This is a genomic window from Streptomyces sp. NPDC037273 (assembly GCF_055603625.1).
Map to the genome: position 1 here is coordinate 19,542 of NZ_JBVJVO010000013.1, position 16,584 is coordinate 36,125.

The following is a 16,584-nucleotide window of genomic DNA, read 5'->3' on the forward strand; positions in this document are numbered from 1 at the left end:
CCGGTCATGCGTCTGTGAGCGTTCACAGTAGAGAAACGTTCCAGACACTTGTCAATGGTTGTTCGTGTGCGGTTATGTTGCGTTGCCACATCGAGATCGAGTGTGTGCACGTTCCCAATCGGCCAAAGCTTCCATCTTCCGAGCTTTCAGGAGAGACTCATGCCGCAGACCACTCCCAAGGGCCTGCACCGGCTCGCGTTCGGCGGGGACTACAACCCCGAACAATGGCCGGAAAGCGTCTGGCAGGAGGACGTCCGGCTGATGCGGGAGGCCGGGGTCACCATGGTGAGCGTCGGCATCTTCTCCTGGGCCCTCCTGGAGCCCGAGCGCGGCCGGTACGACTTCGGCTGGCTCGACCGGCTCCTCGACCTGCTCCACGAGCACGGCATCCGGGTCGACCTGGGCACCCCCACCGTCGCCCCGCCCGCCTGGTTCTACCGCGCCCACCCCGAGGCGCTGCCCGTCACCGCCGAGGGCGTCCGCTTCTCCTACGGCTCACGCGGGGCGATCTGTCACAGTTCGCCCGCCTACCGCGTCGCCGCGGCCCGCATCACCACCGAGCTGGCCCGCCGATACGCGAGCCACCCCGCGCTCGCCCTCTGGCACGTGCACAACGAGTACGGCGTCCCCGTCAGCGCCTGCTACTGCGACACCTGCGCCGCCCGCTTCCGCGGCTGGCTGGCGGAGACGTACGGCTCCGTGCACGCCGTGAACGAGGCCTGGGGCACCGCCTTCTGGGGCCAGCGCTACGGCTCGTACGAGGAGATCCTCCCGCCCCGCGTCACCCCCACCGTCGGCAACCCGGCCCAGCAGCTCGACTACCGCCGCTTCGCCGACGCCACCATCCGGGAGAACTTCCGGGCGGAACGGGACATCCTGCACGAACTCGCGCCCGGCATCCCCGTCACCACCAACTTCATGACCGCCCTCAGCCAGTGCGACTCCATCGACTACTGGGCCTGGGGCCGCGAGGTCGACCTCGTCACCAACGACCACTACCTGATCACCGACGGCCGCCGCACCCACGTCAACCTCGCGATGGCCGCCGACCTCACCCGTTCCGTCGCCGGCGGCGCGCCCTGGCTGCTGCTCGAGCACTCCACCTCCGGCGTGAACTGGCAGGCCCGCAACCCCGCCAAGCGCCCCGGCGAGATGGCCCGCAACTCCCTCGCCCACGTCGCCCGCGGCTCCGAGGGCGCCATGTTCTTCCAGTGGCGGCAGTCCCGGCGCGGCGCCGAGAAGTTCCACTCGGCGATGGTCCCGCACGGCGGCACCGACACCCGGATCTGGCGCGAGGTCGTCGCCCTCGGGGCCGGCCTCGACGCGCTCGCCGAGGTGCGCGGGAGCCGGACCGTCGCGGACGTCGCCATGCTCTGGGACTGGCACTCCTGGTGGGCGCAGAACCTGGAGTGGCGGCCGACCGAGGCCCACGACGCCCGCGAGCGCGCCGACAGCTTCTACGAGACCCTCTACGACCGGCACCTCACCGTCGACTTCGCCCACCCCGAGGCCGACCTCTCCGGCTACCCGCTGGTCGTCGTCCCCGCGCTCTACCTGATGACCGAGGCCGCCGGGCAGAACCTGCGCGAGTACGTCGAGAACGGCGGCACGCTCGTCGTCTCCTACTTCTCCGGCATCGTCGACGAACACGACGCCGTGCACCCCGGCGCCTACCCCGGCGCCCTGCGGGAGGTCCTCGGCCTCACCGTCGACGAGTGGTCCCCGCTCCTCGACGACCAGCGCGTGACGGTCACCGGCCCCGAAGGCGCCACGCTCACCGGCGACGTCTGGACCGAGTTCGTCCGCCCGCGCGGCGCCGAGACCGTGTGGACGTACGCCGACGGGCCTGCCGCCGGCGGCCCCGCCGTCACCCGGCACCGCCTGGGCGAGGGCACCGCCTGGTACGTCTCCACCCGCCTCGACGCGGCCTCGCTCGACGCGATCCTCGCCGCCGCCTCCGCCGACGCCGGGGTCGCCGCGCGCCCGGCGCTCCCGCGTGACGTGGAGGTCGTCCACCGCGCCGGCGACGACGGCCGCCGCTACCTCTTCGCCCTCAACCACTCCGCCGAGGACGCCGTCGTGCCCCTCGACGGCGCCGGTACCGAGCTCCTCGCCGGCACGCCGGCCGACGGAAAGGTCACCGTGCCGGCCGGCGCGGTCCGCGTCGTACGCCTGGAGCACTGAGCCGGCGCCCCGACGGCCGGCCGCCCCGTGGCGGCCCGGTCCGGATCCGGCCCCTAGCCCCTAGTCGCAGGCCGGAACCCCCCGATCTCCCCGGGGGCGGCAGTACCCGCTGCGCCGCCCCCGGGTGAGCCGTACCACCCGTGAGGAAACACCCGCACCACATCCCCCATTGGCCACCGTCGAAGGGACTCGACGATGCACCCCGTACGAAGCCGCATCCGCCTGCGGGCCGCGGCCGTCGCCGCCGCGCTGGGCGCTCTGCTGTTGGCGCCGCTGCCCGCCGCGCAGCAGGCGGAGGCAGCCGCCACGCTGACCAACACCGGGTTCGAGAGCGATGCCGCCGGCACCGCGACGCCGGCCGGCTGGTCGACCTACTCCGCCGCGGGGCAGAACGCCGCCTCGTTCACCGAGGCGGGGGGCCACAGCGGCGGCTACCGCCTGAGCCACTGGTCGTCGACCGCGTACAAGGTGGAGACGTACCAGTACCTGTCCGGGCTCGCCAACGGCACGTACACGCTGAGCGCCTGGGTGCGCTCGGGCGGCGGCCAGAAGTCGGCCTACCTGGCCCTGCGCAACTGCGGCTCGGCCGAGCAGCGCACCGACCTGCCGGTGACGACCTCGTCGTGGATACGGATCGTCACGCCGATCACGGTGACCGGCGGCGCCTGCACGATCAGCATCAACTCCGATGCCAACGCCGGTAATTGGATCAACGTCGACGACCTGACGTTCACCTCGGGCACGAGCGGTCTGACGGTCAAGGGCGTCGACCTGTCCGCGCTGAAGAAGAGCGAGGACCTCGGCGGGACGTACAAGTCGGCAGCGGGCACCACCGGTGACGCGGTGGCGCTGCTCAAGGGGGCGGGCGCGAACTACGGCCGCCTCAAGGTGTGGGTGAACCCGGCCGACGGCTACAACAACAAGGCCCGTGTCCTGGCCACCGCGCAGAAGATCAAGGCGCAGGGCATGAAGCTCCTCGTCGACTTCCACTACTCGGACATCTGGGCCGACCCGGGGGCCCAGACGAAGCCGGCGGCCTGGTCGGGGCACTCGTACAGCCAGCTGAAGACCGACGTCTACAACCACACCTACGACGTGCTCAACGCCCTCAAGGCACAGGGCACCACGGCCGACATGGTGCAGATCGGCAACGAGATCAACACCGGCATGCTGTGGCCGGAGGGCTCCACCAGCAACTGGACCCAGCTCGCCGGGCTGCTGAAGTCCGGGATCTCCGCCGCCAAGGCGGTCAGCTCCAACACCCAGATCGCGCTGCACCTCGCCAACGGCGGGGACAACTCCCTCTACCGCACCTGGTTCGACAACGCGACGGCGCAGGGCGTGAGTTACGACGTGATCGCGCTGTCCTTCTACGGCTACTGGCACGGCGCCCTGTCCTCGCTCCAGGCCAACCTGGACGACATCTCGGCCCGTTACGGCAAGAAGGTGATGGTCGCGGAGACCGCCTACCCGTTCCGGCTGGACAGTGAGGACGCCCACGAGAACATCATCGACCTGTCGAGCGAGCTCGTCTCCGGCTACCCGGCGAGCAGCGCCGGCCAGTCGGCCTGGCTGCGCGACGTGATGAACGTCGTCGAGGCGGTGCCGAACGGCCGCGGTCTGGGCGTCGTCTACTGGGAGCCGGCGTGGACCGCCGTCGCGGGCAACGGCTGGGACCCGGCGGACTCCTCGTCCGGCAACGGCTGGGAGAACCAGGCCCTGTTCGACTACGACAGCAAGCTGCTCCCGGCGGCGGGCTGGCTGGCCCACCGCTGATCCGTATCGCCGGAAGAACGGGAAGAAGGGGCGGGCTCCTCCCGGAGCCCGCCCCTTCGGTGCGTCCTGGTCACCACTCGGCCAGCGAGCCGTCGTCCCGGCGCCAGGCCGGGTTGCGCCAGCGGTGACCCACCTCGGCGGCCCGCTCGACGGCCTTCTCGTCGACCTCGATGCCGAGGCCCGGCCCGGTGGGCAGGCCCACGTGCCCGTCCTCGTACCGGAAGACCGAGGGGTCGACGAGGTAGTCGAGCAGGTCGGAGCCGGTGTTGTAGTGGATGCCGAGGCTCTGCTCCTGGATCAGCAGGTTCGGCGCGGCGAAGCCGACCTGGAGGCAGGAGGCGAGCGCGATCGGGCCGAGCGGGCAGTGCGGGGCGAGGGAGACGTCGTACGCCTCCGCCATGGCGGCGATCCTGCGCACCTCCGAGATGCCGCCGGCGTGCGAGAGGTCCGGCTGCGCGACGGCGATGCCCTGGTCGAGGACCTTCTTGAAGTCCCAGCGGGAGTAGAGGCGTTCGCCGGTCGCGATGGGGATGGAGGTGGAGCGCACGATGTCGCCGATGTGGTCGCTCAGCTCGGGGACGACCGGCTCCTCCACGAAGAACGGCAGGTAGGGCTCAAGGAGCGGCAGGACCCGGCGGGCCATCGGGGCGGTGAGGCGGCCGTGGAAGTCGATGGCGATGTCGAAGTCGTCTCCCACGGCCTCGCGGATGGAGGCGACGCGGTCGACGATGCCGTGGACGGCGGCCGGGGTGTCGATGAGCCGCAGCTGCGCGGAGGCGTTCATCTTGACGGCCGTGAAGCCCTCGTCCTTGCGGGCCAGCGCCTCCGAGGCGACCTCGTCGGGCCGGTCGCCGCCGATCCAGCTGTAGACGCGGGCCCGGTCGCGGACGTTGCCGCCCAGCAGCTGCCAGACGGGGACCCCGAGGGCCTTGCCGGTGATGTCCCACAGGGCCTGGTCGATGCCGGCGACGGCACTGGAGAGGACCGGGCCGCCGCGGTAGAAGCCGCCCTTGGTGAGGACCTGCCAGTGGTCCTCGATCTTCATCGGGTCCTGGCCGATCAGGTAGTCGGAGAGCTCCTCCACGGCCGCGGCCACGGTGTGGGCGCGGCCTTCGACGACGGGCTCGCCCCAGCCGGTGATGCCCTCGTCGGTGTCGACGCGCAGGAAGCACCAGCGGGGGGCGACGAGGTAGGTGCGCAGGGAGGTGATCTTCACTTGGATTCCTTCTTCACGGTCCAGCCGCCGTCGACGACCAGGTTCGTTCCGGTGATGTAGGCGGCGTCGGCGGACGCCAGGAAGGCGACGGCGGCGGCCACTTCCTCGGGACGGCCGAGGCGGGCGAGCGCGGTCGCGTCGGCGGAGATCCGCCGCCCCTCCTCGTCGACGTCGTTCCACACGTCGGTGAGGATCGGTCCCGGCAGGACGGAGTTGAAACGCACCTCCGGCCCGTACTCGACGGCGAACTGGCGGACCAGGGCGCACATTCCGCCCTTCGCGGCGGCGTACGCGGGATAGCCGGGCAGACCGAAGTCGGCGTGGACGCTGGAGGTGGCGACGAGGCTGCCCCGCTCGGCGCGCAGGTCGTCGAGGAACGTGCGGGTGGCGAGGTACAGGGCCCGCAGGTTGACCGCCATCTCCTTGTCCCAGACGGCGACGGGCAGTTCGTGGGCGGCGCCCGGGGTGTGGACGAAGGCGTTGCTGTGGAGGACGGCGACCGGCCCGAACCGGCTGTGCGCCTCCTCTCGCAGCGCGCTCCAGTCCTGTTCGGAGGACACGTCGCAGCGCACGTACGCCGCTCGCCCACCGTCCGCGCGGATCGCCGCGGCGACGGCCTCCCCGGCCTCGTCGGCGATGTCGGAGACGACCACCGAGGCACCCTCGGCGGCGAGACGCACGGCGCTGGCCGCGCCGATGCCGGATGCCGCGCCGGTGACGACGGCTGTCTGTCCGGAGAAACGGTTCATGGGTTCGAGTTCCTGTGTACGAGTTTCCTGTGTACGAGTTTCCTGTGTACGAGTACGGGGGAGGCCGGCCGGGCGTGAAGGCCCGGCGGCCTCAGCGGCTGATGTCCTCGGCGGCGAGCAGGGCGAGTTCGGCCCGGCGCGGGAGGCCTTCCCAGTCGCCGGGGACGGAGACCGCGAAGGCTCCGCAGAGGGCCGCGAGCCGGAGGCGCTCCGGGACCGGGGAGCCGTCGAGGGCGGCGGCGAGATAGCCGGAGACGAAGGCGTCGCCCGCGCCGACGGGGTCCACGGCGGTGACGGGCACGGCGTCCTGGACGTGCACGCGGCCGTCCGCGACCACCAGGGCTCCCCGCGCGCCGAGTTTGAGCACGGCCTCCGCGGGGCCGAGCCCGCCGAGCGCGCGGGCCATCCGCTCGGGCTCGTCCTCGGGCACGAAGAGGGAGGCCTCCTCGGGCCCGGCGAACACGATGTCGGCGTACGGCAGCAGCCGGGCGAGGACCTCGGCCGCCTCGGCGCGGCTCCAGAGCCGCTCGCGGTGGTTGACGTCGAACGAGACCGTCACCCCGGCCTCGCGGGCGACAGCGACCGCCCGTTCGACGGCGGCGCGGGCGCCGGCGCTCAACGCCGTTGTGATACCGGTGACATGGAGCACGCGGGCGCTGGCGAGCCGCTCCTCGTCGAGGTCCTCCGGTGCGAGCCGGGAGCCCGCGAGACCGGCCCGGTAGTAGGTGACGCGCATCCGGTCGGCGGTCCGCCGTTCACGGATCATCAGCCCGGTCGGCGCGGCCGGGTCCGTACGGGCTGCGGCGACGTCCACGCCCTCGGCTCGGAGGCCCGCGAGGACCATCGCGCCCACCGCGTCCTCGCCGACCCGGCCGGTCCACCCGGCCCGGTGCCCCAGACGGCTCACCCCGATGGCGACGGTCGCCTCGGCGCCCGCCCAGCCCAGCCGGAGCGGCGCCCCCGAGGCGAGCGGGCCGGGCTCGGTGGCGGCGGCGACGGCCATGGCCTCGCCGAGGGTGTAGAGCGCGGGTGGGGACGCGGGGGCGGATGCGGGTGCGGGTGCGGGTGCGGGTGCGGGTGCGACAGCGTGCGGGTCCCCCGCTGTGGGCGTACTCCCCGTCATCGGCGTATCTCCCTTCATCGGCGTATCCCGTCCAGGAAGGCGCCGGCGCGGTCGGTGAGCGCGGCGAGGGACCCGCCTTCGCAGGCGTCGCCGACGAGGGGACCGCCGACGCCGAGTGCGGCGGCGCCGGCCGCCAGGTAGGCGGGGGCGTCGGCGGCCCCGATGCCGCCGGTGGGGACGAGCGGGACGGCGGGGAGCGGGGCACGGACGGCGCGGAGGTACTCGGGGCCGCCGGTGGCGGCGGGGAAGAGCTTGACCATGGTGGCGCCCGCCCGCCAGGCGGTGAGGATCTCGCTCGGCGTGTACGCCCCGGGGAGCACCGGCACGTCGAGGCGCACGGCCTCCGCGATGACCTCGGCGGAGGTGGTGGGGGTGATGAGGTACGTGGCTCCCGCTTCGACGGCGGCCCGTGCCTCGGCGGGGGTGGTGACGGTCCCGGCCCCGAGCGCCAGGCCGGGCGGCGCGTCCGCCGCGTACTCGCGGAGGGCGTCGAGCACACCGGGCGTGGTGAGGGTGAACTCGGCCGCCCGGACCCCGGAAGCCACGAGGGTGTCCGTGACCTCGGCGAAGCGGGTGGCGGAGGCGGAGCGGAGGATCGCGATGACGGGGGCTGCGGCCAGGGCGGCGCGCAGCCCCTCGTACGGGGTGGTCATGGGGGTTGTTCCTTGTCGGGGAGGGGTGCGGCTCAGCGGTCGGCGTACCGGGGGCCGGCTCGGCGGTTGAGGCACGGGGGGCTCAGCACTCGGCGTGCCGGGGGCGGCTCGGCGGTCGGCGTAGGGAGGACGGCTCAGCGGTCGGCGTACGGAGGACGGCTCAGCGGTCGGCGTACGGGGTGGTGGGCAGGCCGGTGGTGCCGGGGCGGCAGACGAAGAGGCGGCCGGCGTCGGGTTCGGCGCGCAGCCGGTCCTCGTCGAGGCCGGCGGTGGCGGTGGTGATGAGGAGGACGTCGAGGGCGGGGCCGGCGAAGGCGCAGCTCGTCACGTGGGAGGCAGCGACCTCCACGCGCGCGTGGAGGGTGCCGTCGGGTGCGAAGGCGAGGACTTCGCCGCCGCCCCAGACGGCGACCCAGACGCGTCCTTCGCTGTCGACGGTGAGGCCGTCGGGGACGCCGCGGTCGAGGACGGCGAAGGGGCGGCGGTCGCCGAAGGCGCCGGTGGCGGGGTCGTAGGCGAAGACGTCGACGCGGCCGGTGGGGCTGTCGGCGTAGTAGAGGCGGCTGCCGTCGGGGCTCCAGCCGAGGCCGTTGGAGATGGTGACGGAGTCGAGGAGGGTTTCCAGGCCGCGGCCGTCGAGACGGTAGAGGGAGCCGGCGCCGGGGCGTTCGTCGTACGCCATGGTGCCGGCGAGGAGGCGGCCGGCGGGGTCGACGGCGGCGTCGTTCATCCGGCGGGGCACGCCGTCGTCGGGCAGGGCGGGGCCGGCGATCTCGACGGCTTCGGTGACCTGGCGGTCCCGCGCGAGGTGGAGGAAGGAGGTGCCGGCGGCGGCGAGCAGGGCTCCGGACGCGCAGGGCACGACGGCGCCGACAGGGCGGTCGAAGCGGAGGGTGGCGACGGGGGCGAGGTCGGGCAGGTCGTCGTCCGGCTCCCGGCCGCCGGGCGTGAGGGCGGCGCGGTGGACGAGGCCGTCGGGGATGTCCACCCAGAGCAGTTCGCGGCGCCGGGGGTCCCACACGGGGCCTTCCGTCAGGCGTCCGGGCAGGGGGGAGCAGGGCACGGCCCTGAGGTGCTGCATCTGGCCTCCTCGGTGGGTCACGGGGGTGCGGATCAAAAAAGTACGGCTTCGTCTAACGGTTGTAAATAGCCCTCGCACGCTTCTTCCAACCCTTCGAATAAGATCCTCATGAACGGAACGGGCGAGCGGAGGACAGCACAGATGATCAAGCGGACATCCCAGGACATCCGTCGCCTCAACCGCTTCGAGGTCCTGCGTCGCTTCTACGCGGGGGCGGGCGCGATGAGCCGTCAGGACCTCGCCGCGGCCACCGGTCTCTCCTTCGCGACCGTCGCCAACCTCACCGCCGAGCTCCTGGAGGCCGGCGTCCTCGTCGAGGCGGGGCACGAGGGCTCCAGCGGCGGCCGGCCCCGCGCGCGGCTCGCCGTCAACGCCGAGCGGGGCGCGCTCATCGGCATCGACATCGCCGAGACCGCCGTCCACGCCGAACTCTTCGACCTCGCCCTGGACGTGCGCCACTCGGTCGAGCGCCCCCTCCCACCCGGCGACGTCCGGCCCGCCGACGTCGTCGACCGGCTCGCGGCCTGCGTCGACGAACTGCTCGCCGGCTCCGGGGTGCCCCGCGAGCGGGTGCTCGGCGCCGGGGTCAGCGTGCCCGGCATGGTGGAGCGCGAGGGCGGCGTCTCGTCCTTCTCGCCGTACTGGTCCTGGCACGAGGTGCCGCTGCGCGCACTCCTCGACGAACGCCTCGGGCTGCCGCTCTGGCTCGACAACCCGCTGCGGGCCAGCACGGTCGCCGAGTTGTGGTTCGGCGCGGGCCGCGAGGTGGACGACCTGGTGGTGCTCACCCTGCGGGCCGGCGTCGGCGCCGGGATCGCCATCGGCGGGCAGCTGTACCGGGGCTTCACCAACAGCGCCGGCGAGTGGGGCCACACCTGCCTCGCGCTCGACGGACGGCTCTGCACCTGCGGCAACCAGGGCTGCGTGGAGGCGTACGTCAGCACCCGCGGCATCGCCCAGACGTGGCGCGAACTCGCCCCGGACGACGAGCGGGCCACCGGACCGGACGACGCGGCCACCGTCGCGGCCCTCGCGCGCGCGGCGGCCGAGCATGACCCGGTGGCCGCCACTGTCATCGACCGGACCGGGCGCTATCTGGGCGCCGCCGTGGCCAATCTGCTCAACCTGCTCAACCCCCGGGTCCTCATCCTCGGCAACCAGGTCGTCGACCTTCTCGGCGAACGCCTGCTGACCGCGACCCACGAGGCCGTCACCCGGCACGCCCTCCCGCTCCCCCACCGCGCGGCGACCCTCCGCCGCAGCGCCGTCCCCCACAACGCCGTCACCCGGGGCGCGGCCGCCTTCGCCCTCGAGGGCTTCCTCGACGACCGCGAGGTCTTCGGACCCGTCAGCCGCATGCGCCAGCCACGCGAACGCCGCGACGGCCGGCGCGCGGGGCAGGCCGATGCGGGGGCCTGAGGCGGGGGTGGGGGCCGGGGTGCGGGGAACCCGACGCGAGCCGGGGGTCTCAGCGGGCGGCCGGCCGGTGGCCGAGGCGGGCGGAGAGTTCGCCGGCGCCCTTGACGGCGAGGGCGGTGAGCTCGTTCTCGCGGTCCTCGTTCCAGCGGTGGACGGGCACGGAGATGGAGAGGGCCGCGACGACGCGGCCGGAGCGGTCGCGGACGGGGGCGGCGACGCAGCTGACGTCGGGGTTGGACTCCTGCTGCTCCAGGGCGACTCCGAGGATGCGGATCTCGGCGAGAGCGGCGCGCAGGACGTCCGGGTCGGTGAGGCTGCGGGGGGTCATGGCGACGAGTTCGCGCCCTTCGAGGCGCTCGTCGAGCTCGGCCTCGGGAAGGCTGGCCAGGAGCATCTTGCCGACGGCGGTGCAGTGGGCGGGCAGGCGGCGGCCGGCCGCCGAGACCATCCGTACCGCGTGGGTGGAGTCGACCTTGGCCACGTAGATGACGTCCGTGTCCTCCAGGAGGGCCACGTGCACGGTCTCGCCGCAGGTCTCGGCCACCTCGGTGGCGACCTGCCGGCCCTCGGCGGCGAGGTCGAGCTGCTCGGCGTACCGGCTGCCGAGCTGGTACGTCCTGACGCCGAGCCGGTAGCGGCCGGGCTGATCCGGCACCGCCACCAGGTAGTTGCGGGCGGACAGGGTGGTGACCAGCTCGTGGGTGGTCGTGCGCGGCAGGCCGAGTCTGCGGGTTATCTCGGGGGCGGACAGTGTGCCGTCGCCCTGGAGGAAGAGCTCCAGAATGTCGAATGCCCTGGTCACCGCCGGAACGAGCCGTCCCATCGGGCCCCACCTCACCCTCTGCCGTTCGAAATCCCGTACTGCGACCGAAATCGCGAACAGAGACTAGCGGCGGACCCGGGGCCCGGCAATGGACCGGGGGCGGGCGCACTCCCATTGACACCCCGGAGGGCCGCTGCCTACCGTCGCGCCGGTCCACCGGACGTGATCGGACATCCCGAGCGTCCCCTTCGTCCCACCGGCCAGCAAGGAGAGCAAAAACCGTGCGCATCACGGGAATCACCACTCATGTCGTCGGCACGCCCTGGCGCAACCTCGCCTACGTCCTGGTCCACACGGACGAGGGGCTGACCGGTGTGGGCGAGACCCGGATGCTCGGACACACGGACGCCCTGCTCGGCTACCTCCGCGAGGCGGAGGCCAACCACATCGCCGGCTCGGACCCGTTCGCGGTCGAGGATCTCGTACGGCGCATGAAGTACGGCGACTTCGGGCGGGCCGGCGAGATCGTCATGTCCGGCATCGCGGTGGTCGAGATGGCCTGCTGGGACATCAAGGGCAAGGCGCTCGGCGTGCCCGTCTGGCAGCTGCTCGGCGGCCGGGTGACCGACCGGGTGAAGGCGTACGCCAACGGCTGGTACACCACCGAGCGCACCCCCGAGGCCTATCACGCGGCGGCCCGCGAGGTCGTGGCGCGCGGCTACCGGGCGCTGAAGATAGACCCGTTCGGCAACGGCCACTTCGAGCTGGACGCCGAGCGTTCCCGGGAGGCGGTCGCGCTGATCGAGGCCGTGCGGGACGCGATCGGCACGGACACCGAGCTGATGGTGGAGATGCACGGCCGCTTCTCCCCCGCGACGGCGGTCCGGCTCGCCCGCGAACTCGCCCCGTTCCGGCCCGCGTGGCTGGAGGAGCCGGTACCGCCGGAGAACCTCAAGGCGCTGACGAAGGTGGCCGACAAGGTGGACCTGCCGATCGCGACCGGAGAACGGATCCATGACCGGATCGAGTTCCGCGAGCTGTTCGAGTCGCAGGCGGCGGACATCATCCAGCCCGACGTCGGTCACATCGGCGGCATCCTGGAGGCCCGCAAGCTCGCCGCCACCGCCGAGACCCACTACGTCCTCGTCGCCCCGCACAACGTCGGCGGCTCCGTCCTCACCGCCGCGTCCCTCCAACTCGCCGCCTGCACCCCCAACTTCAAGATCCTGGAGCACTTCAACGACTTCGCGGACGCGGAGATCAAGAAGGTCGTCCGCGGCGCCCCCGAGGTCGACCCCGCGACCGGCTGCTTCACGATCTCCCACGAACCGGGGCTCGGCGTCGAGCTCGACGTGGACGCCGCCGCCGAATTCCCCCAGCAGCAGGCCAGGTTCGACCTCTGGGCCGAGGGCTGGGAGCGGAGACAGCCCAAGTGAGCGCCTCATCCGGGCATGCGCGCGGGCAGGCGAGGGAGAGGCCCGCGCCTCGCCGCGCGATGTCCAGCCGCGCGATGTCCAGCCGCTGGGTGTCGGGCCCCTCGACGTCCAGCCGCGCGATACCCGACCCCTCGACGTCCAGCCGCGCGATGCCCCACCCCTCGACGTCCAGCCGCGCGATCGTCGTCGACCGGCCCGGCGCACACCGGCTCGTCGCGCGCGAACTCCCCGCCCCCGGCCCCGGCGAGGTCCGCGTCCGGGTCGCCGCCGCCGGCATCTGCATGAGCGACCGCGAGCTGTACGAGGGTCACCGGGCGCCCGCCTACGTCCGCTACCCGGTCATCCCGGGGCACGAGTGGTCCGGCACCGTGGAGGCCGTCGGCACCGGCGTCGACCCGGCGCTCCTCGGCCGGCCGTGCGTCGCGGAGGGATTCCGGTCCTGCGGCACCTGCGAGCGCTGCCGCCACGGCGAGACCAGCCTGTGCACCGCCGGGTACGCCGAGACCGGCTTCACCGAGCCGGGCGCCTTCGCCGACCACCTGCTGGTCCCCGCCCGCCTGCTGCACCCCCTGCCCGACGGGGTCGACCTCCGGGCCGCCGCCCTGCTCGAACCCGCCGCGGTCGTCGCCGCCGCCCTAAGGGCCGCCCGGCCTCGCCCCGGCGAACGGATCGCCGTCGTCGGCGCGGGCACCCTCGGTCTCCTCGCCGTCCAGTGGCTCGCCGCCGCCTCCCCCACCGAACTGACCGTCGTCGACCCGCGCCCCGAACGCGCGGCGCGCGCCCTGCGGTTCGGTGCGACGCGGGCCCTCACCCCACCCGAGGCCGACGACACCGCCGGCCGCTACGACCTCGTCGTGGAGACCGCCGGAGCACCGACCACGGCCGCCTCCTCCTGCCTCCTCGCCCGCCGGGGCGGCCGGGTCGTCCTCACCGGCATGTTCACGGCCGGGGCCACCGGCATCGACCCCGTCCACCTCTCCGTCAGCCAGCTGGAGCTCCGCAGCGTCTTCGGCGCCTCCGCCGCCGCCTGGGCGGACGCGGTCCACGCCCTCTCCCTCGGACTCCTCAACCCCGCCCCGCTCGTCACCCACACCTTCCCGCTGGAGCGGTTCGGAGAAGCCCTCGCCCTGGTCGGCGGCGGCGATCCGACTACAGGCAAGGTGCTCCTGCTGCCATAGGGCTGCCCAACACGTCGTCGGCGCCCGGCTCCGCGAGCAGGTCGTCGACGATGGCGAGGCGAGTCTCGGGGAAGTACTCCTCGATCGCCTCGCGCATCATCGCCTCACCCTCGGGGTCGGGAGTCCCGCAGTTCTCGCGCGTCTCCCGGTCGGGCCAGCGGGCGTACGCCACCCACGTGCCGTCGTCCGCCCGGTGGAGCCGGGAACCATAGCTGCCGCACTCCCGGTGGATCGCCTCGGTGACCCGGTGCCAGCCGTCGATGAGCAGCTGCTCACGGCCCGGACGCACCTTCCACCGGTACACGACAGCGAACATCTCTCCGCCCCTCTCGTCAGCGCCGACGGCACCCGCCGCCCCGAGCCCGACTGAACTACACCGACCAGTTCACTGTCAATACTGAACGGTTCGGTGCATGACTCGAAGCGACTCGCGTCGAAGCGATTCACCCGTCACGACCCGCAGGGAGAGCCGATGGTCACCCTCGCCGAGGTCGCCCGGCACGCCGGAGTGTCGGCCAGCACGGTGAGCTACGTCCTCAGCGGCAACCGGCCCATTTCCGACGACACCCGGCAGCGCGTACGGGCCAGCATCGCGCAGCTCGGCTACCAGCCCCACGCGGGCGCCCGCGCCCTCGCCAGCAACCGCTCCCGGATCATCGCGCTGATGGTGCCCCTGCGCACCGACATGTACGTGCCGGTGATGCTGGAGATCGCGGTGGCCGTCGCCACCACCGCCCGCGCCCACGGCCACGACGTCCTGCTCCTCACCGGCGCGGAAGGCTCGTCGGCGCTCCGCCGTGTCACCGGCAGCGGCCTCGCCGAGGCGGTCATCCTCATGGACGTCCAGCTCGACGACGAGCGTCTTCCCGTCCTGCGCGCGGCGGGACCGCCCGCCGTCCTGACCGGCCTCCCCGCCGACCCGGCCGGCCTCAACTGCGTCGACCTGGACTTCCGGGCCGCCGGGGCGCTCTGCGTGGACCACCTGGCCGGCCTCGGCCACCGCGAGATCGCCGTCATCGGCGAATCCCCCGGCGTCTACGCCCGGCACACCGGCTTCGCCGAACGCACCCTGAGCGGACTCCGCTCCCGCGCCGCCGCGCACGACGTCCGACTGCTGCACCGGCCGTGCGAGGGCAGCCACGACGCCGTGGCGGGCGTCCTCGCCCGCGTCCTCGACGAACGGCCGACCGTCAGCGCCTTCGTCGTACAGAACGAGACCGCCGTGGAACCCCTGCTCGCCCTGCTCCGCCGAACCGGCCGCGCCGTACCCGAAGACGTGTCCGTGATCGCGGTCTGCGCCGACCAGATCGCCACCCACGCCTCCGTGCCCCTCACCTCCGTGGCCATCCCCGCCCACGAACTCGGCCGCCGCGCCGTCGAACGCCTCATCGCCCAACTCGCCGACCGGCCCGACTCCGAGGGCGCCTCGGGCGTCGAACTCCTCACCCCCTCCCTCACCGTGCGCGCCAGCACGGGCCCACCGCCGCCGGCAACCCTCAACTGACGCTCCAAGCGGCTCGGTTCACGAATCGACCGCCCGCTCCTGACGGGCCAGCAGCCGAACGTACAGAGCGGCCGGGTCCACGGCCATGGGCCCCACGGCTGCGGGGTCTACGCCGCCCGGCGTACCGGGCACACCGCTCAACCCCCGCAGCGCCTCCGCCTCCCCCTCCGCGTCGAGACTCCGACTCCCCTCGTGGCGCCTGACGCGGGTGAGCAGGAGCAGTCGCCCGGCGCCCTCGACGCGGAGACCGGAGGCGGTGATCGTGGTGCGGCCGGTGTCGGTGACCAGGAGGGTGAGGCCCGTGCATGCGTGAGGGCTGTCCGGGTAGCGGGCGCGCAGGGTGAGGACCGAGTCGCGGCGGGACGTGGAGACGCCCCGGCCGATCGCGAGGTCTGCGGGGACGCCGGGCAGCCGGTGGTCGAGGTCGATCTCGACGGAAGGGCCGGGCCAGGTCACGTACTGCACGACGACGTCGTCGACGCGCGAGACGAAGAGCTCGGCGCGCCGCTCCCCGCACACGCCGGTGACCACGCCCGTGGCGAGGTCCACCGAGCGCGTCACGGGCGCGGCCCGGCTGCCCGGGGCGCGCCGGACGCGCGTGCTGAAGACGGGACGGTGATGGTGGGTGACGACCACCCGCTCGTCGTCGGGGTCGCCGTGCACCAGGGCGCCGAGCCTGTCGCTCCCGGCCCTGAAGGCCTCCTCCCGGCAGGCGGCCGGCGCGGTTCGGGAAGCCGCCGGTGCGATCCCGGCCTCCCGAACCGCGCCTCCGCCGACGAACCCGGCGACTGGATCGTCCAGGAAACCTTCCGTCTCGAACCTCACGAGCACGGTCACCTCCTCGTACGCCTCGGAACAAGGGCTACGTCTCTGTCGCCGCCGAAGGCCTGAAGGTTGCCGCCGATCGCACACCAGCCGAGACCATCACGAAAGCCGAGACCATCACGAACACCGACCCGTCCGCCTCCGTCGAAGCCGACGCCCGCGCGGTCAGGCCCCGTCGACGACCCACACCCCGTCGCGCATGAGGTGCCGCCCCGGCTGCTCGCGCTCCTCGCACCACGCCTGAACGGCCTTCGGCCGGACCCGGAACCACACATAGGCGGCTCCGGAACGCCGGGCATCCCAGCCGGTCTTGGCGTGGAACGCGTCGGCCGCCTCACCCGGCACCTCCTCCTGCGTGAGCGTCGTCGCCTGCCCGTCGAGAAGGACGACGTCCCGCGTGTGCCCGAGCGCCAGCCGCACCCTCCCGCCGGTGGCAAGGTTGCGGCCGGTGGGGTTGCTCAGCCGAGTGACCAGCCAGACGTCCGCGCCGTCCCACAGGAACGACAACGGCACGAGATACGGCTCACCCCCCGGATCCGCCGAGGCCACCCAGATGTCCTGCTCCTCCTCCAGCCGCGCCAACACGTCCCGCCTGCGCTGCCCGGCATCCCGCGGCTGCTGTGTGATCGTCATACACCCGACCCTACGGGCCGGGTGCGGCTCGGACTCACGCGCCC

At 73.2% G+C, this 16,584-nt stretch carries 15 protein-coding genes; 6 read left to right on the plus strand and 9 right to left on the minus strand.

The window, feature by feature from the left end; genetic code table 11:
• The first annotated feature begins 159 nt into the window (after positions 1-159).
• Both ACZ7G1_RS28820 and ACZ7G1_RS28825 read left to right on the plus strand, forming a co-directional pair.
• Positions 160-2,184: a beta-galactosidase gene (locus tag ACZ7G1_RS28820; RefSeq protein WP_470871741.1), complete on the plus strand. Its 2,025-nt coding sequence runs from the start codon at positions 160-162 to the stop codon at positions 2,182-2,184.
• 195 nt (positions 2,185-2,379) lie between these two features.
• Positions 2,380-3,960, plus strand: a complete 1,581-nt coding sequence (locus tag ACZ7G1_RS28825; RefSeq protein WP_470871743.1) for a glycoside hydrolase family 53 protein — start codon at positions 2,380-2,382, stop codon at positions 3,958-3,960.
• A gap of 70 nt (positions 3,961-4,030) precedes the next feature.
• Here the strand turns inward: ACZ7G1_RS28825 and dgoD are convergent, their stop codons facing one another.
• From dgoD to ACZ7G1_RS28850, 5 genes are all read right to left on the minus strand, one after another.
• Positions 4,031-5,176 (minus strand): galactonate dehydratase, encoded by a 1,146-nt coding sequence (dgoD, locus tag ACZ7G1_RS28830; RefSeq protein WP_470871745.1) that lies wholly within the window; start codon positions 5,174-5,176, stop codon positions 4,031-4,033.
• On the minus strand, positions 5,173-5,925 hold the full coding sequence (locus ACZ7G1_RS28835) for an SDR family NAD(P)-dependent oxidoreductase (protein WP_470871747.1): 753 nt from the start codon (positions 5,923-5,925) through the stop codon (positions 5,173-5,175). Before ACZ7G1_RS28835 ends, dgoD begins: the two co-directional genes overlap by 4 nt.
• A gap of 91 nt (positions 5,926-6,016) precedes the next feature.
• The gene (locus ACZ7G1_RS28840; RefSeq protein WP_470871749.1) at positions 6,017-7,048 is read right to left on the minus strand and encodes a sugar kinase; all 1,032 of its coding nucleotides are present in this window, start codon (positions 7,046-7,048) and stop codon (positions 6,017-6,019) included.
• A 14-nt stretch (positions 7,049-7,062) separates the two neighbouring features.
• Positions 7,063-7,701: a bifunctional 4-hydroxy-2-oxoglutarate aldolase/2-dehydro-3-deoxy-phosphogluconate aldolase gene (locus tag ACZ7G1_RS28845; RefSeq protein ID WP_470871751.1), complete on the minus strand. Its 639-nt coding sequence runs from the start codon at positions 7,699-7,701 to the stop codon at positions 7,063-7,065.
• Between the two features lie 160 nt (positions 7,702-7,861).
• Positions 7,862-8,782 carry an SMP-30/gluconolactonase/LRE family protein gene (locus ACZ7G1_RS28850; RefSeq protein WP_470871753.1) on the minus strand — a complete coding sequence of 307 codons (921 nt, stop codon included), beginning with the start codon at positions 8,780-8,782 and terminating at the stop codon, positions 7,862-7,864.
• A gap of 141 nt (positions 8,783-8,923) precedes the next feature.
• Between ACZ7G1_RS28850 and ACZ7G1_RS28855 the strand changes: the two genes are divergently transcribed.
• On the plus strand, positions 8,924-10,201 hold the full coding sequence (locus ACZ7G1_RS28855) for an ROK family protein (protein ID WP_470871754.1): 1,278 nt from the start codon (positions 8,924-8,926) through the stop codon (positions 10,199-10,201).
• 49 nt (positions 10,202-10,250) lie between these two features.
• Here ACZ7G1_RS28855 and ACZ7G1_RS28860 read toward each other — a convergent pair whose 3' ends face one another.
• Complete coding sequence (locus ACZ7G1_RS28860) at positions 10,251-11,024, minus strand: IclR family transcriptional regulator (protein WP_470871755.1); 774 nt, start codon at positions 11,022-11,024, stop codon at positions 10,251-10,253.
• Positions 11,025-11,245: 221 nt separating this feature from the next.
• On the opposite strand from ACZ7G1_RS28860, the gene ACZ7G1_RS28865 reads away from it, so the two are divergent.
• On the plus strand, positions 11,246-12,400 hold the full coding sequence (locus tag ACZ7G1_RS28865; protein ID WP_470871757.1) for a mandelate racemase/muconate lactonizing enzyme family protein: 1,155 nt from the start codon (positions 11,246-11,248) through the stop codon (positions 12,398-12,400).
• Positions 12,401-12,549: 149 nt separating this feature from the next.
• Positions 12,550-13,578 carry a zinc-dependent alcohol dehydrogenase gene (locus ACZ7G1_RS28870; protein WP_470872005.1) on the plus strand — a complete coding sequence of 343 codons (1,029 nt, stop codon included), beginning with the start codon at positions 12,550-12,552 and terminating at the stop codon, positions 13,576-13,578.
• Here ACZ7G1_RS28870 and ACZ7G1_RS28875 read toward each other — a convergent pair.
• Entirely contained in the window at positions 13,550-13,894 is a 345-nt protein-coding gene (locus ACZ7G1_RS28875; protein WP_470871759.1) for an antibiotic biosynthesis monooxygenase family protein, read from the minus strand. The genes ACZ7G1_RS28870 and ACZ7G1_RS28875 overlap by 29 nt on opposite strands.
• Before the next feature lie 156 nt (positions 13,895-14,050).
• Between ACZ7G1_RS28875 and ACZ7G1_RS28880 the strand changes: the two genes are divergently transcribed.
• Entirely contained in the window at positions 14,051-15,082 is a 1,032-nt protein-coding gene (locus tag ACZ7G1_RS28880) for a LacI family DNA-binding transcriptional regulator (protein ID WP_470871761.1), read from the plus strand.
• A gap of 18 nt (positions 15,083-15,100) precedes the next feature.
• Here the strand turns inward: ACZ7G1_RS28880 and ACZ7G1_RS28885 are convergent, their stop codons facing one another.
• Both ACZ7G1_RS28885 and ACZ7G1_RS28890 read right to left on the minus strand, forming a co-directional pair.
• Positions 15,101-15,913: a glycoside hydrolase family 95 protein gene (locus tag ACZ7G1_RS28885; RefSeq protein WP_470871762.1), complete on the minus strand. Its 813-nt coding sequence runs from the start codon at positions 15,911-15,913 to the stop codon at positions 15,101-15,103.
• Between the two features lie 159 nt (positions 15,914-16,072).
• Positions 16,073-16,540: a pyridoxamine 5'-phosphate oxidase family protein gene (locus ACZ7G1_RS28890; RefSeq protein ID WP_470871764.1), complete on the minus strand. Its 468-nt coding sequence runs from the start codon at positions 16,538-16,540 to the stop codon at positions 16,073-16,075.
• Between the last annotated feature and the right edge of the window lie 44 nt (positions 16,541-16,584).

What these genes read in the sequence shown, in the direction of transcription:
- ACZ7G1_RS28820 (WP_470871741.1), top strand. Translation starts at nt 160, where the DNA reads ATGCCGCAGACCACTCCCAAGGGCCTGCACCGGCTCGCGTTCGGCGGG.
- ACZ7G1_RS28825 (WP_470871743.1), top strand. Translation starts at nt 2,380, where the DNA reads ATGCACCCCGTACGAAGCCGCATCCGCCTGCGGGCCGCGGCCGTCGCC.
- ACZ7G1_RS28835 (WP_470871747.1), bottom strand. Translation starts at nt 5,925, where the DNA reads ATGAACCGTTTCTCCGGACAGACAGCCGTCGTCACCGGCGCGGCATCC.
- ACZ7G1_RS28840 (WP_470871749.1), bottom strand. Translation starts at nt 7,048, where the DNA reads ATGACGGGGAGTACGCCCACAGCGGGGGACCCGCACGCTGTCGCACCC.
- ACZ7G1_RS28845 (WP_470871751.1), bottom strand. Translation starts at nt 7,701, where the DNA reads ATGACCACCCCGTACGAGGGGCTGCGCGCCGCCCTGGCCGCAGCCCCC.
- ACZ7G1_RS28850 (WP_470871753.1), bottom strand. Translation starts at nt 8,782, where the DNA reads ATGCAGCACCTCAGGGCCGTGCCCTGCTCCCCCCTGCCCGGACGCCTG.
- ACZ7G1_RS28855 (WP_470871754.1), top strand. Translation starts at nt 8,924, where the DNA reads ATGATCAAGCGGACATCCCAGGACATCCGTCGCCTCAACCGCTTCGAG.
- ACZ7G1_RS28860 (WP_470871755.1), bottom strand. Translation starts at nt 11,024, where the DNA reads ATGGGACGGCTCGTTCCGGCGGTGACCAGGGCATTCGACATTCTGGAG.
- ACZ7G1_RS28870 (WP_470872005.1), top strand. Translation starts at nt 12,550, where the DNA reads ATGCCCCACCCCTCGACGTCCAGCCGCGCGATCGTCGTCGACCGGCCC.
- ACZ7G1_RS28875 (WP_470871759.1), bottom strand. Translation starts at nt 13,894, where the DNA reads ATGTTCGCTGTCGTGTACCGGTGGAAGGTGCGTCCGGGCCGTGAGCAG.
- ACZ7G1_RS28880 (WP_470871761.1), top strand. Translation starts at nt 14,051, where the DNA reads ATGGTCACCCTCGCCGAGGTCGCCCGGCACGCCGGAGTGTCGGCCAGC.
- ACZ7G1_RS28890 (WP_470871764.1), bottom strand. Translation starts at nt 16,540, where the DNA reads ATGACGATCACACAGCAGCCGCGGGATGCCGGGCAGCGCAGGCGGGAC.